General features: G+C 67.8%; 16 protein-coding genes. 10 read left to right on the top strand and 6 right to left on the bottom strand.

Going from position 1 to position 12,985, the window contains the following annotated elements:
* Positions 1-47 precede the first annotated feature (47 nt).
* A complete protein-coding gene (gene thiE, locus DA69_RS08325) occupies positions 48-707 on the bottom strand; it encodes a thiamine phosphate synthase (protein WP_025978201.1) in 660 nt (219 codons plus the stop codon).
* A 117-nt stretch (positions 708-824) separates the two neighbouring features.
* Here thiE and DA69_RS14905 point away from each other — a divergent pair, with 117 nt between their 5' ends.
* From DA69_RS14905 to DA69_RS08355, 6 genes are all read left to right on the top strand, one after another.
* A complete protein-coding gene (locus DA69_RS14905; RefSeq protein WP_025978200.1) occupies positions 825-1,010 on the top strand; it encodes a (2Fe-2S)-binding protein in 186 nt (61 codons plus the stop codon).
* A 161-nt stretch (positions 1,011-1,171) separates the two neighbouring features.
* On the top strand, positions 1,172-1,672 hold the full coding sequence (gene bfr, locus DA69_RS08335; RefSeq protein ID WP_025978199.1) for a bacterioferritin: 501 nt from the start codon (positions 1,172-1,174) through the stop codon (positions 1,670-1,672).
* Positions 1,673-1,735: 63 nt separating this feature from the next.
* The gene (locus DA69_RS08340; protein WP_025978198.1) at positions 1,736-2,281 is read left to right on the top strand and encodes a hypothetical protein; all 546 of its coding nucleotides are present in this window, start codon (positions 1,736-1,738) and stop codon (positions 2,279-2,281) included.
* A gap of 128 nt (positions 2,282-2,409) precedes the next feature.
* Positions 2,410-2,976 carry an elongation factor P gene (gene efp, locus DA69_RS08345; RefSeq protein ID WP_025978197.1) on the top strand — a complete coding sequence of 189 codons (567 nt, stop codon included), beginning with the start codon at positions 2,410-2,412 and terminating at the stop codon, positions 2,974-2,976.
* A 132-nt stretch (positions 2,977-3,108) separates the two neighbouring features.
* A complete protein-coding gene (locus DA69_RS08350) occupies positions 3,109-3,915 on the top strand; it encodes an inositol monophosphatase family protein (RefSeq protein ID WP_025978196.1) in 807 nt (268 codons plus the stop codon).
* 205 nt (positions 3,916-4,120) lie between these two features.
* Entirely contained in the window at positions 4,121-5,161 is a 1,041-nt protein-coding gene (locus DA69_RS08355) for a glycerophosphodiester phosphodiesterase (protein ID WP_025978195.1), read from the top strand.
* 134 nt (positions 5,162-5,295) lie between these two features.
* Here the strand turns inward: DA69_RS08355 and DA69_RS08360 are convergent, their stop codons facing one another.
* The gene (locus DA69_RS08360) at positions 5,296-7,140 is read right to left on the bottom strand and encodes an ABC transporter transmembrane domain-containing protein (RefSeq protein WP_025978194.1); all 1,845 of its coding nucleotides are present in this window, start codon (positions 7,138-7,140) and stop codon (positions 5,296-5,298) included.
* A gap of 132 nt (positions 7,141-7,272) precedes the next feature.
* Between DA69_RS08360 and rpmE the strand changes: the two genes are divergently transcribed.
* Together rpmE and DA69_RS08370 are read left to right on the top strand one after the other, a co-directional pair.
* Entirely contained in the window at positions 7,273-7,497 is a 225-nt protein-coding gene (rpmE, locus tag DA69_RS08365; protein WP_025978193.1) for a 50S ribosomal protein L31, read from the top strand.
* 153 nt (positions 7,498-7,650) lie between these two features.
* Positions 7,651-9,207, top strand: coding sequence for a L,D-transpeptidase family protein (locus tag DA69_RS08370; RefSeq protein WP_025978192.1), 1,557 nt, complete (start codon positions 7,651-7,653; stop codon positions 9,205-9,207).
* 9 nt (positions 9,208-9,216) lie between these two features.
* On the opposite strand, the gene DA69_RS08375 is transcribed toward DA69_RS08370, so the two are convergent.
* Together DA69_RS08375 and DA69_RS08380 are read right to left on the bottom strand one after the other, a co-directional pair.
* The gene (locus tag DA69_RS08375) at positions 9,217-9,750 is read right to left on the bottom strand and encodes a DUF1465 family protein (protein WP_051582127.1); all 534 of its coding nucleotides are present in this window, start codon (positions 9,748-9,750) and stop codon (positions 9,217-9,219) included.
* A gap of 78 nt (positions 9,751-9,828) precedes the next feature.
* A complete protein-coding gene (locus DA69_RS08380) occupies positions 9,829-10,032 on the bottom strand; it encodes a DUF1192 domain-containing protein (protein ID WP_227157566.1) in 204 nt (67 codons plus the stop codon).
* Positions 10,033-10,114: 82 nt separating this feature from the next.
* Here DA69_RS08380 and DA69_RS08385 point away from each other — a divergent pair, with 82 nt between their 5' ends.
* Positions 10,115-11,086: an NAD(P)H-quinone oxidoreductase gene (locus tag DA69_RS08385; protein ID WP_025978189.1), complete on the top strand. Its 972-nt coding sequence runs from the start codon at positions 10,115-10,117 to the stop codon at positions 11,084-11,086.
* Positions 11,087-11,146: 60 nt separating this feature from the next.
* On the opposite strand, the gene DA69_RS08390 is transcribed toward DA69_RS08385, so the two are convergent.
* The gene (locus tag DA69_RS08390) at positions 11,147-11,791 is read right to left on the bottom strand and encodes a beta/gamma crystallin-related protein (protein WP_029972663.1); all 645 of its coding nucleotides are present in this window, start codon (positions 11,789-11,791) and stop codon (positions 11,147-11,149) included.
* Positions 11,792-12,008: 217 nt separating this feature from the next.
* Here DA69_RS08390 and DA69_RS08395 point away from each other — a divergent pair, with 217 nt between their 5' ends.
* A complete protein-coding gene (locus tag DA69_RS08395; protein ID WP_025978187.1) occupies positions 12,009-12,674 on the top strand; it encodes a DUF1013 domain-containing protein in 666 nt (221 codons plus the stop codon).
* A gap of 84 nt (positions 12,675-12,758) precedes the next feature.
* Here DA69_RS08395 and DA69_RS08400 read toward each other — a convergent pair whose 3' ends face one another.
* Complete coding sequence (locus DA69_RS08400; protein ID WP_003168889.1) at positions 12,759-12,932, bottom strand: YdcH family protein; 174 nt, start codon at positions 12,930-12,932, stop codon at positions 12,759-12,761.
* Positions 12,933-12,985 lie beyond the last annotated feature (53 nt).

A 12,985-nucleotide genomic window follows, 5' to 3' on the forward strand; every position in this document is an offset into this window, starting at 1 on the left:
GATCTTGATCGATGTTCCTAAACATCCTCTGAAATCGACGCGGGACTTCAGGACGCGGCGCTCAGCACCTCGTTGAAGGCGCGCACGGCCGCTGCGGCGCCATCGGGATGGCGCCACACGCCAGCGCTGACCGCCACGAAGTCCGCGCCCGCCGCCGCCAGCCCGCCGGCGTTCTCGACCGTCACCCCGCCGATGGCGACGCAGGGCGTCTCCATGGTTTCCTGCCAGATAGTCAGGATACCCGGCTCGGCGTGGTGCACGACGTCCTTGGTCTGCGTGGGGTAGAAGGCGCCGAAGGCGACGTAGTCGGCGCCCCCCTCGGCCGCCTCCATCGCCAGGTGGCGGCTGTCATGGCAGGTGACGCCGATCATGGCGTCCTCGCCCATGATCCGGCGCGCGTCGGCAAGCGACGCGTCTTCCTGGCCGACGTGAACGCCGTCGCAGCCCGTAGCGCGGGCCAGATCGGGGCGGTCGTTCAGGATCAGAGCCACGTCGTGCGCCTGGCAGATCGGCCTCAGCCGGGCGACGGCGGCGCGGATCTCATCGTCGGAGGCCTCCTTCAGCCGCAGTTGCACGGCGGCGCAGTCGCCGGCGGACAGGGCGGCCTCCAGCTGGACGGCGAAGGCTTCCAGGTCCGGCAGGGCCGAGGGCGTGATCAGATACAGCCGGCAGGGCGGACGGGCGGGAATTTGCGGTTGACGAGCCATGACACCGCCCTGCCCTCCGACGCCGACGGCGTCAATGTCGCAGAGCGCATGAGAATGATTTGCACCCGCCTTAATAGATGCTATAGCGAGCCATTCTCAAGTTCCGGGTGCCTCGCCTTGTACGTTTGCAACTGTAACGGTCTCCGCCAGCGTGACGTCGCCCTCGCCATCGAGGCGGGCGCTAGCCGCCCGAAGGACATCTTCGCCAGCCACCAGTGCGCGCCGCAATGCGCCAAATGCGTGTGCGAGATGCGCCAGATGATCCAGGAGCAGCAGTCCGCCTTCGCCATGGCGGCGGAATAATCCGTTTTTGAAAGCGGATTTCACTCGCATTATCAATGCAGTGATAAAAACTCGCAAATAAGCTGCGACGGCAAAGCCGTGGTATGTAGTCGTCACGGGCGGTCCCGAGGCTCGGTCTTGCGTCAAGGCCGACTCGCCGCTGCTTTTAAAGGACGACGACCATGAAGGGCGATCCCGCGATCATCCGCACCCTCAATGCGGTGCTGACCAACGAGCTGACGGCGGTGAACCAGTACTTCCTGCACGCCCGCATGTTCGAAAGCTGGGGCCTCAGCCACCTCGGCAACGTCATCTACGAAGAATCGATCGGCGAGATGAAGCACGCCGACATGCTGATCAAACGCATCCTCTTCCTGGACGGCCTGCCCAACCTGCAGGACCTTCACAAGCTGAAGGTCGGCGAAGATCCGATCGAGTGCCTGGGCGCCGACCTGCAACTGGAGATCGACAGCCGCGCGACGACGCGCGACGCCGTCACCCAGTGCGAGCAAGCCCGCGACTACGTCAGCCGCGACCTGCTGATGAAGATCCTGGCCGACACCGAAGAGCACGTGGACTTCCTGGAGAACCAGCACAGCCTGATCCAGCTGATGGGCGCGCAGAACTATCTGCAGTCCGCCATGAAGGAAATCGTCACCGACGGCGCCGCCACCGGCAACTGATCCAAGGGCCGGGCGCGGCGTCAGAGAGCGGGAACGTCCGCCGCGCCCGGTTGTTTTGGCTGCATGACCAGCATGGATGACGCCCTCGACGCCGCCCGCGATCACGCAGCGGATTTCCTCAATGCTGAAGGCCGCGACTGGCGGCACGTCGCCCTGGGGGCGGCGGTGACCGTCGGTTTCGCCCTGGCGGCTACCGTGGTCGCCACCCGCGCCGTTCCCCCGCAAGCCCGCAGCCTGACCGGCGCCCGAAGGCGCGAAGGCCCGATCACCGAGCGCCCGCGCGGGCCGTTCAGCCTGATCCTGCCCGCCGTCTTTTCGGCCACGACCCTGTCGGCTCTGCGCGTGTGGAACGCGCCGGCCCGGCCCGGCCGCAACGCCGCCATGGGCCTGTGGGCCGTCGCCCAGGCGGTCAACGCCGTCTGGCTGGCCGCCCGCCCGACTGGGCGCTGGACCCAAATTCTGGCCGCCATGTCCTCAGCCGGCCTAGCCGCCGCCTTCGCCCATGAAGCGCGCAAGCTCGACCCCGGCGCAGCCAAGCTGGCGGCGCCTACCGGCATCGGCGTGCGTCTGGCCAATCGGGCTGAGCGCAGCCTGGACGGCCCGGCCTGAAACAACGCGCGGCGGCGCCCGCGCCATTGCCCTTTTTCGCCTTATCCTCTAGGGCTCGCGGCGATTTGGCGCGCCACGCTCTGGCGGTCGGCGCCAGCCGCCCCCCAGCAACGAGCCCTACGGTTCTCATGAAAATCAACGCCAACACCATCAAGCCCGGCATGGTCCTGCAACACAACGGCGGCCTGTGGGTCGTCACCAAGGCCAGCCACGTCAAGCCCGGCAAGGGCGGCGCCTTCGCCAACGTCGAGGCCAAGAACCTCGAGACCGGCAACAAGCTGAACGAACGCTTCCGCTCGGAAGACAAGGTCGAGCGCGTCACGCTGGAACAGCGCGACTACTCCTACCTGTTCGACAACGGCGAAACGCTCGTCTTCATGGACGACGAATCCTACGAGCAGATCGAACTCCAAAAGGGTTGGGTCGGCGAAGACCGCATCCCCTACCTGCAGGAAGGCATGAAGGTCGTCATCGAGTCGCACGAAGAGCGTCCGATCGGTCTGGAACTGCCGGAACAGGTCGTTCTGGAAGTCGTCGAGACCGAGCCCACCGTGAAGGGCCAGACCGCCTCGTCGTCCTATAAGCCCGCCAAGGCTTCGAACGGCATCCGCGTCATGATCCCGCCCTTCATGTCGACCGGCGAGAAGATCGTCGTCGACACCTCGACCGGCGAATACGTCCGCCGCGCGGACTAAAAAACACCGCCTTTCCCGGCCAAGGTCGGGCAAGTTAAGACTACAGGGGCGCGGATGGTCCGCGCCCCTTTTGCTTCTCCGTCCATCCGGGCCACCGGCCTTTTGAGGATCGACGGATCAGGAGAACTGCCTATGGCCCTCGCTTCCGCCCTGCTCCAGGTCATGATGGACGCCGTCCGCAAGACCGCCCGCCCGATGCTTCGGGATTTCGGCGAGGTGTCCCAGCTGCAGGTGTCCCGCAAGGGCCCCGGCGACTTCGTCACCGCCGCCGACATCAAGGCGGAACAGACCCTGTTCGAACTGCTGCTGAAGGCCCGCCCGGGCTACGGCTTCCTGGGCGAAGAGCGCGGCATGATCGAGGGAACCGACAAGACCCACACCTGGATCGTCGACCCGATCGACGGGACCACCAACTTCATGCACGCCATGCCCCACTTCGCCATCACGGTGGGCCTGGAGCGCAAGCACCCCGACGGCACGGCCGAGATCGTCGCCTGCGTCACCTACAACCCGGTCATGAACGAAATGTTCTGGGCCGAAAAGGGCAAGGGCTGCTACCTGAACGACACGCGCATCCGCACCGCCGGGCGCGCCGACATGGCCGAGTGCCTGATCGCCACCGGCCTGCCCTTCATCGGCAAGACTGGCCACGGCCAGGCCATCAAGGACATCCACGCCGTGGGCCAGCGCGTCGCGGGCATCCGCCGTCTGGGCGCCGCATCGCTGGACTTCGCCTGGGTCGCTGCGGGCCGCTACGACGCCTATTTCGAGCGCAACCTGCAGCCGTGGGACGTGGCGGCGGGCATCCTGCTGGTCACAGAGGCCGGCGGCGTCGTCACCACCATCGACCAGGACGGCGATCCGATGAAGGGCAAGCAGATCGTCGCCGGCAACCCCGACATCCAGGCCAAGCTGCGCAAGATCCTGCGCGAGGCGTAAGGCAAAATTCTCCCTCCCCTTCATGGGGAGGGTGGCTGAGCCCGAAGGGCGAGGCCGGGTGGGGGCGGCGCCGCTAACGTGGCGCCGCCTTCGTCATGCCTGGCTCCGCCCTCCCCACCCGCTCGTCGCTCCGCGACGACCACCCTCCCCATGAAGGGGAGGGAGAGATCACGCGCCTGTCACGTGCTGCCCCTACCCTTCGCGCATGATCGCCGCCATCCTGACCGCCGTCCTCCTGTCGTCGAGCCAACCGGCCATGTCCGCTCCCTCCGCCAAGCCTACCGTCATCGCCCACCGCGGCGCCTCGGGCGAACGGCCGGAGCACACCCGCGCCGCCTATGAGTTGGCGATCGAACAGGGCGCGGACTTCATCGAGCCGGACCTGGTCATGACCCGCGACGGCCACCTGGTCGTCCGCCACGAGAACGAGATCGGCGAAACCACCAACGTCGCCGATCACGAGGAATTCGCCGCGCGCCGCACGACCCGCGACATCGACGGCCGCCCCGTGACCGGCTGGTTCACCGAAGGCTTCACCCTGGCCGAGTTGAAGACCCTGCGCGCGCGCGAGCGTCTGCCCGCCCTGCGCCCCGCCTCGGCCGCCTTCGACGGCCAGGAGCCGATCCTGACCTTCGAGGAAGTGGTCGCCATCGCCCGCGACGCCAGCGTCCGCACCGGCCGCGTCATCGGCGTCGCGCCGGAGCTGAAGCACCCCAGCCATTTCGCCGCCCTGAACCTGCCGATGGAGGACGCCTTCGTCGCGACGCTGGAGCGCCACGGTCTGACCGGCGCGGACGCCCCTATCCTGATCCAGTGCTTTGAGGTCGGCACGCTGGAGCGGCTGGCGGCGCGCATCGACGCGCCGCTGCTGCAATTGATGCAATCGAGCGGCGGCCCCGCCGACCGGCCCGGCGCGACCTACACTGAGATGGCGACGCCGCAGGGGCTGGCCGAGATCGCCCGCTACGCTGACGCCATCGGGGTGCAGGATCTGATGGTCGTGCCGCGCGATGACGCGGGTCGCGCGCTACGGGCTTCGTCGCTGACGAAGGACGCCCATGCGGCGGGCTTGAAGGTCGTGGTCTGGACCTTCCGAACCGAGAATCTGTTCCTGCCCGCGCAGTATCGCAGGGGCGCAGCGCCCGCCGACCACGGCGACCTGACGGGCTGGCTGAAGGCGATCTACGCGCTGGGCGTTGACGCTGTATTCAGCGATTTCCCTGCGATTGCCATAAACGCGCGCTGACGCCTTTCCTCCCCATGAAATGGGGAGGGGGACCGCGAAGCGGTGGAGGGGCCGGGACCGCGGGACCAAGCGGCCCCTCCGTCACGTCGCCTCCGGCTCCGCGCCACCTCCCCATTGCATGGGGAGGAGAAGGTTTACGTCCCCTGGAACTGCAGCTTGGCCAGCCGCGCATAGAGGCCGCCCTTGGCCGTCAGTTCGGCGTGCGTGCCTTGCTCGACCACCTGGCCGCCGTCCATCACCACGATGCGGTCAGCCCGCAGCACGGTCGCCAGGCGGTGGGCGATGACCAGGGTGGTGCGCTCGGACATGGCCTGATCCAGCGCGGCCTGCACCAGACGTTCGTTTTCGGCGTCGAGCGCGCTGGTCGCCTCGTCCAGCAGCAGGATCGGCGCCTCGCGCACCAAGGCCCGCGCGATCGCCAGACGCTGACGCTGGCCGCCCGACAGGCTCTTGCCGCGCTCGCCCAGCGGGGTGTCGAAGCCTTCCGGCAGGGCGTCGATGAAGCCGAGCGCTTGGGCCTCGGCGGCGACGGCGCGGGCCTCCTCCAGCGTAGCGGCCTCGCGGCCGAAGCGAATGTTCTCCAAGGCCGAGCCCGAGAACAGCGGCGCCTCCTGCGACACCCAGGCGAAGCGGTCGCGCACCGCGACCGGATCGGCCGCGCGCACGTCCACCCCGTCGACCGACACGAGACCGGACTGCGGGTCATAGAAGCGCAGCAGCAGACGGAAGACCGTGGACTTGCCCGCCCCCGACGGCCCGACCAGGGCCACCGTCTCGCCCGGCCGCACGGTCAGGCTGAAGCCCTTCAGCGCCGGCAGGTCGGGGCGGCCCGGATAAGCGAAGTCCACGGCTGACATCGACACCTCGCCGCGCGGCGGCTGAGGCAGGGCCACAGGGCTGGCGGGCGGTGCAATGGCGGGGGTCGCCCGCATCAACTCGTCGATCCGCTCCATGGCCCCGGCGGCCTTCTGCACGTCGCCCCAGCTCTCGCCCAAGGCGCCGACAGCGCCCGCCGCGAACACCGACAGCAGCACGAACTGCAGCAAGGCGCCCGGCGTCATGGTCCCGGCGATGACGTCCTGCGCGCCCAGCCACAGCACCAGGGTGACGCCGCCGAACATGACGACGATGATCATGGCGGTCATCACCGCCCGCGCCCGCATCCGCTTCAGGGAGACGCCGAACGCCTCCTCCACCGCTGCGCCGAAGCGGCCGATGGCGCTCTTTTCGCGGCCGAAGGCCTGCACCGTCTCGATGGCGTCGACGCTTTCCCCGGCGAAGCCCACGGCTCCGGCGAAGGTGTCCTGCGACTTCACCGTCAGCTTGCGCACGATCCGCCCGAAGACGAACAGCGGCGCGATCAGCACGGGCACGATCAACAGCACGAACGCCGTCAGTTTGGGGCTGACGAAGAACAGCAGGATCACCCCGCCGATCAGGGTCAGGAAGTTGCGCAGCGCATAGCTGATGGAGGTGGTCAGCAGGGTGTCGACCAGCTGGATGTCCGTGGTCAGGCGCGACAGCACCTCGCCTGTGCGCATATGGGCGAAGAAGACCGGGTCCAGCGTCAGGATGCGCTGGAACAACGCCGTGCGCAGATCGGCGATGATCCGCTCGCCGGTCTTGGTCACGTAGAAGTAGCGCAGCGCCGTCGCCAGCCCCAGGATCACGGCGTTAAGGCCCAGGATCAGGAACCACTTGTCGATGTCGGCGCCGCCGTTTTCAAACCCCTGATCGATGGCCCCGCGCGCCGTCGCCGTCAGGGCCAGGGAGGCGATGGTCGAGCCGATCAGCCAGAGCGCGGAAATGCCCGCATCCAGCTTGTGCCGTCCCAGAAAAGGCAGCAGTCGTCCCAGCGGACGGATATTGCGGCTCTTGGCGCGCTTGCCCCCCGCCTCGTCCATCTGTTCGGCCAGGACGGCCCCGGCGCCGGGACGGCCTGTCGGTTGGGCGTGACGTTGCGGTTCAGCGTGGGTCATGGCAGCGCTCTTGCCCCGGATCGCCCCCCGGTGTAAACGCCGCCCCTCGCTCCCGTCGCGCTCCGTGGCGGGATTCTCTAATTACGCGCAGTGACGGTCGGCATCGTCGTCGCGCAGAGACGGACAAGATCGATGAAAGCGGACACGCACCCCGACTACCACTTCATCACTGTTGTGATGACCGACGGCACCTCCTACCAGACCCGTTCGACCTACGGGAAAGAAGGCGCCACGCTGAACCTGGACATCGACCCGACGTCTCACCCGGCCTGGACCGGCGGCAACCAGCACCTGATGGACCGCGGCGGCCGCGTCTCGCGCTTCAACAACAAGTTCGGCGGCTTCATCAAGAAGTAAGCCACGCTTGCTGCGACAAGTTCGCCACAAAAGCGTCGGTCCTCGGGCCGGCGCTTTTTTGTTGCCTGGAACGCCGTTAACATGGGCGCGTTCGATCCCTCGGGGCGTGGGCGTTGGGTCCGGGCCGATATCGGACCACAAGAGTTGCAGACGATGAATCGACGGGAACTGGGCCTTGGCGTCGCTACGACAAGCCTGACGCTGGCGGCCGCAAGCGGCGCGCTGGCCCAGACGCGCACGACCGACCCGCAGGTTTTCATCGCCGGTTTCGACGCCCAGGCCGGGCGCCTGCCCGCCGCCCAGCAGGCCGACGTCCGCGCTGTCTACGAGCTGACCCAGGGCAAGCCGATCTGGACCGCCGACCGCCTGCGCGTGCTGCAGGAAGTCGCCGCCGGGGCCGAGCGCCACGGCCTGCCGGCCGGCGACTTCTTCGACTTTGTCGGCCTGGCCGCCGACCGCGAGACCGCCGAAATCCGCACCACCGCCGCCGCCCTGGCCTACGCCCGCGTCCTGGCCGAGGGTCGGGTCCGCCCCGAGACGGTCGAAGAGCTGTGGGAGATGCAGAAGAACAGCGTCGACCTGCCGCGCGGCCTGGTCGACGCCGTCGCCGCCAACAAGCTGAGCCAGTGGTTCGACGCCCTGCCGCCGACGGATCTGGGCTACACCAATCTGTCGGCCGGCTACGCCCGCTATCGCCGCATCGCCCGCCAGGGCGGCTGGCCCGCCTTCCGTATGGGCGGCACGATCGAGCCGGGGACCAGCGACCCGCGCATCCCCGCCCTGGTCGCCCGACTGGCGGCTGAGGGCGACCTGAGCGCCGCCAACGCCGAACGCCTGAAAGGCAATCTGGCCTACGGCCCTGAGTTGCAACAGGCGGTGCGCAGTTTCCAGACCCGCCACGGTCTGGGCGCCGACGGCCGCATCGGCGGCGCCACCCAACGCTCGCTGACCGCGACGGCCGAGGATCGCGCCCGCCAGATCGCCCTGAACCTGGAACGCCGCCGCTGGCTGAAGCGCGACCTGAATCCCGAGCGGATCGAGGTCAACACCGCCGCCGCCATCATGGTCTACTGGAAGGACGGCAAGCCCGTTCACTCCAACCGCGTCGTCGTCGGCACGGCGGCCAATCAGACCCCCAGCCTTGAAAAGCCCTTCGCCTCGGTCGTGGCCAACCCGCCGTGGACGGTGCCGATGGGCATCGCGCGCCGCGAAATCCTGCCCAAGGGCCCAGGCTACCTGGCCGCCAACGACATGTACGTGAACGCCGACGGCTGGGTGGTGCAGCGCGCCGGTCCGAAGTCGTCGCTGGGCAATGTGAAGTTCGAGCTGCAGGACAGCTACGCCATCTTCCTGCATGACACCCCCGCGCGGGGGGCGTTCAACCTGTCGGTGCGCCAGCGCAGCCACGGTTGCGTGCGGGTGCAGGACGCCATCGGCTTCGCACGCCTGTTGCTGTCGCCCGATCCCGAACGCCTGGCCCTGTTCGACGCCGCTCAGGCCAGCGGCGAGACCAAACGGGTGACCACCGGCCGCAACATCGGCGTGCGCCTGCTCTACTGGACCGCCTTCGTCGACGGCCAGGGCCGCGTCGCCTTCCGCGAGGATGTCTACAAGCGCGACGCCAAGCTGGCCGACGCCCTGGGCATCTCTGTGAACCTGCCGCAGGTGGTGGCCGACGCTCCGATCGACCCGGACGAAGTGACGCCGTAAGGCGCCGCCTTACCCGAAGGCGGCGCGCAGCATATCCATCTGGCTCTGCACCGGATTGGCGGAGGTCGTCGCGGGCTCGACATACATCTGTCGATCCAGGTGCAGCACGCGGTCATAGAGCTTCTCGGCCCGCACGGCGTATTCGATCAGGGCGATCGGCAGGTCGCCGCGGCGCGGTTCCGTCTCGATGCGGCGATCCGCCAGGCGATAGCGGGGATCGCCGGCCGCCTCGGCGCTCATATCCTGTTCGCGCACGGCGCGCTGGACCAGCAGCCACGAGGCGATCTGCATCAGCCGCGTGGTCAGCTTCATGCTCTCGCCCGCATAGGACAGAGCCGCCGCGCGCGACAGCAGGCGCGAATCCTGACGCCCGTCGCCGTCCAGATAGGCGGCGGTCTCCTCGACCAGTTCCATGCCTTCGCGGAAGGTGCGCTCAAACAGCTCGGAGCGCGCGAAATCCAGCACCTCGGCGCCCGACAGGCCTGCCCGGCTCAGATTGGCTTCAATGGCGGTCACAGGCGTCCATCCAAGAATTTCATCCATCCGCTGGCTGCAATCGTCATGCCACGGAAGTCGCCTCTTCGGGAGAGCGCCGTCGAAACCATCCCCAACCGCTGTCGCTCAGCGGAAGTTGAACAGCGCATCGGCGGCGCTGCGTTGCGACGACTTGCCGTCGATGGCGGCCCTGGAGCGCGCGATCTCGGCCTCAAGGGCGGCGATCCGCTCCTGCAGTTCGTCCACGGCGTAGAGGTCCAGGTCTTCGCGGGCCAGGGCGGCGATAGCCTCGCCGCGCTGTCGGCGGGGCTCCAGATCTTCGAAACTCAACCTCGCCTCCTTGGCCATTGCGGGCGCGAACCCCTATGTGAACGCCGCATTGAACAGGAATGCAAGCAAGGGAGCCTCCGCCATGCAGGCCATAGAGATCGAGAACGGACGCGGCCCGGCCGACGCCCTGCGCCTGACGACGCGCCCCCTGCCCGTTCCGGCCCCCGGCGAGATCCTCATCCGTGTGCGGGCGGCGGGGGTCAACCGCCCGGACATCGTCCAGCGAGAGGGCCGCTATCCGCCTCCGCCGGGCGCTTCGGACATTCTGGGGCTAGAGGTTGCGGGCGAGGTCGAGGCCGTCGGCGAAGGCGTGACCCGCTGGGCGATCGGCGACCGGGTCTGCGCCCTGCTGGGCGGCGGCGGATATGCGCAATACGCCGTGGTCGACGCCCGCCACGCCCTTCCGATTCCCGACGGCCTCGACTTCGTGCAGGCCGCCGCCCTGCCCGAGACCGCCTTCACCGTCTTCGCCAACATCTTCGAGGGCGGCGGGCTGGAGGCGGGCGAGACCCTGCTGCTCCACGGCGCGACCAGCGGCATCGGCGTCATGGCCATCCAGATGGCCAAGGCGGCCGGCGGCCGCGTCATCGCCACCTCGCGGGGCGCGGCCAAGGCCGAGGCCGCCCGCGCCCTGGGCGCCGACGTCAGTCTGGACGCGACGGCGCAGGATCTGGCGGCCGCCATTCAGGACGCGGGCGGCGCTGACGTGGTGCTGGACATGGTCGGGGCCGCCTATGCCGAGCTGAACCTGAACGCCCTGAAGCCCGGCGGGCGCTGGGTGGTGATCGCCGCCCTCACCGGCGCCAAGGCCGAGGTCGATCTGATGCGGATCATGCTGAAGCGGATCGTACTGACCGGCTCGACCCTGCGCAGCCGCCCCGCCGATGAAAAGGCCCGACTGGCCGCCGCCGTCGAGGCGACTGTCTGGCCGTGGGTCGCATCCGGCGCCGTCAAGGCGCAGGTCGAGGCGACCTTCCCCCTGGCCGAGGCCGCCGCCGCCCACGCTCACCTGGAAGCGGGCGCCCACGTCGGCAAGGTCGTGCTGCTGCCCTGATCAACGAAAAGGGCGGGAAGCCGAAGCCTCCCGCCCTAATCGTCAAACCGTCGCCACGGCTTACCAGCGGCCGCCGCTGCGGGCCGGACGCAGGGACGAGATCTTGTCGTTCAGGCCCGTATTGCGCAGGTCGCGGAGATCGCCGCGCACGACCTCGCAGCGCCCGCGATAATTGGCGTCTTCACAGACTTCCCAGCTTCCACGCGACAGGCGGATCGAGCTGATCGCGTCGTTCATGCCCAGGTTGCGCAGGTTCGGAACTTCGTCGCGGAAGCTCATCGACTGGCCGCGATAATTGGCGTCGCGATAGACGGTGATCGAGGATTGGTTCCAGCCGCCGCCCTGACCGGGGCGATTGTCATCCCAGCCGCCGCCGGGACGGTTCGGCCGATTGGGACGGCCGGGGCGGTTGTCTTCATAGTCGCCGCGATGGTTGTAGCAAACCAGCAGGCCGTTATCGTTGCCGATGTCGCTGCTGGAGCACCGCGCCAACTCGATCGAGGTCTCGCGCACATTGCCGTTGCGGTCGCGACAGTCCGCGTACAGCCGGCCCTGATTCACATAGGAGCCGGTGCAGCTCTGCGCATAGGAGCCGCGCGGCGCGCCACGGGCCTGAACCTGCGCTTCAGCCGTCCCGACGTTGACGACGGAGAAGCCGCCCGCCGCCATGACTAAACCTGCCGCTGCAACCACGAACTTCTTCATGACACGGTCTCCTTAGAGGTTCTCTTCCGGCGCATAACGCGCCCTGGGTCCGAATGTTCATCATCACAGATGAACCTTTGCTGTATGGCGACGACAGACGACGTTTTCATTTGCCGCGAAATCCCCTATATGTGGGCTATCGCGCCCGGCCGAAAAGGTCGGGCGCCGTCGATTCAAACGCCCGTTTTTCGGGCCGCAACCGCCGGGATCCATGCCCATGACCGACATCCTGATGCCTAAGGCCACCGCGGTCTGGCTGGTGGACAACACCTCGCTCTCGTTCGAGCAGATCGCCGACTTCTGCGGCCTGCACCCGCTTGAGGTGCGCGGCATCGCCGACGGCGACGTGGCGCGCGACATTCGCGGCGCCGATCCCATCGTCAACGGCCAGCTGACCCGCGAAGAGCTGGACAAGGCTCAGAACGACGAAAACTACCGCATGAAGGCCGTGGTCAGCCGCCACGCCGAACTGCTGAAGCCGGCCAAGTCGGGGCCGAAGTATACGCCGGTCTCGCGTCGTCAGGATCGCCCGGACGCCATCATGTGGTTCGTCCGCAACCACCCCGAAGTGACCGACGCCCAGATCGCCAAGCTGCTGGGCACGACCAAGGCCACGATCGAGAGCGTGCGCAACCGCACCCACTGGAACTCGGCCAACATCAAGCCGGTCGATCCGGTGACCCTGGGCCTGACCGGCCAGCTGCAACTGGACGAAGTGGTCCGCAAGGCCGCCGACAAGAAGGCCAAGGACGACGCCAAGAACGGCGTCCTGCAACCCATCGAGGCCGAGCCCGAACCGGAAGCCGCCGTCGAAGACGCCGAAGAAGAATACGGCATGGGCGCCGAGCCCACCGCCGAATCGGTGTTCGGCTCGCGCGACTGATCCCTTCGATCCGCCGAACGATACAAAACGGCCCCGGAAGAGCGATCTTCCGGGGCCGTCGTCATTTTCAGATGGGAAGCGGCGTCAGCAGGCGCGGGCTTCCAGGCTGTTGATCTCTTCCTTAAGTCGCAACTTTCGCTGCTTCATCTCCCTGAGGTGTATCGGGTCCGCGGAGGGGCGGCGCATCTCCTGCTGGATGGTCTCATCCAGCGACCGATGCCGATTACCCAGTTCGCGAATACGAGCCTCGATGGTCATGGCTTGCGCCTCCATGTGTAAGGGACCACTACACTGAGCGCCCGGTTTGGCGG

Origin of the sequence: Brevundimonas naejangsanensis (genome assembly GCF_000635915.2) — a bacterium.
GTDB lineage: Bacteria > Pseudomonadota > Alphaproteobacteria > Caulobacterales > Caulobacteraceae > Brevundimonas > Brevundimonas sanguinis.

What these genes read in the sequence shown, in the direction of transcription:
- DA69_RS08360 (WP_025978194.1), bottom strand. Translation starts at nt 7,140, where the DNA reads ATGACCCACGCTGAACCGCAACGTCACGCCCAACCGACAGGCCGTCCC.
- thiE (WP_025978201.1), bottom strand. Translation starts at nt 707, where the DNA reads ATGGCTCGTCAACCGCAAATTCCCGCCCGTCCGCCCTGCCGGCTGTAT.
- rpmE (WP_025978193.1), top strand. Translation starts at nt 7,273, where the DNA reads ATGAAAGCGGACACGCACCCCGACTACCACTTCATCACTGTTGTGATG.
- DA69_RS08355 (WP_025978195.1), top strand. Translation starts at nt 4,121, where the DNA reads ATGATCGCCGCCATCCTGACCGCCGTCCTCCTGTCGTCGAGCCAACCG.
- DA69_RS08400 (WP_003168889.1), bottom strand. Translation starts at nt 12,932, where the DNA reads ATGACCATCGAGGCTCGTATTCGCGAACTGGGTAATCGGCATCGGTCG.
- DA69_RS08350 (WP_025978196.1), top strand. Translation starts at nt 3,109, where the DNA reads ATGGCCCTCGCTTCCGCCCTGCTCCAGGTCATGATGGACGCCGTCCGC.
- DA69_RS08385 (WP_025978189.1), top strand. Translation starts at nt 10,115, where the DNA reads ATGCAGGCCATAGAGATCGAGAACGGACGCGGCCCGGCCGACGCCCTG.
- DA69_RS08340 (WP_025978198.1), top strand. Translation starts at nt 1,736, where the DNA reads ATGACCAGCATGGATGACGCCCTCGACGCCGCCCGCGATCACGCAGCG.
- DA69_RS08375 (WP_051582127.1), bottom strand. Translation starts at nt 9,750, where the DNA reads ATGGATGAAATTCTTGGATGGACGCCTGTGACCGCCATTGAAGCCAAT.
- DA69_RS08370 (WP_025978192.1), top strand. Translation starts at nt 7,651, where the DNA reads ATGAATCGACGGGAACTGGGCCTTGGCGTCGCTACGACAAGCCTGACG.
- DA69_RS08390 (WP_029972663.1), bottom strand. Translation starts at nt 11,791, where the DNA reads ATGAAGAAGTTCGTGGTTGCAGCGGCAGGTTTAGTCATGGCGGCGGGC.
- bfr (WP_025978199.1), top strand. Translation starts at nt 1,172, where the DNA reads ATGAAGGGCGATCCCGCGATCATCCGCACCCTCAATGCGGTGCTGACC.
- DA69_RS08395 (WP_025978187.1), top strand. Translation starts at nt 12,009, where the DNA reads ATGACCGACATCCTGATGCCTAAGGCCACCGCGGTCTGGCTGGTGGAC.
- efp (WP_025978197.1), top strand. Translation starts at nt 2,410, where the DNA reads ATGAAAATCAACGCCAACACCATCAAGCCCGGCATGGTCCTGCAACAC.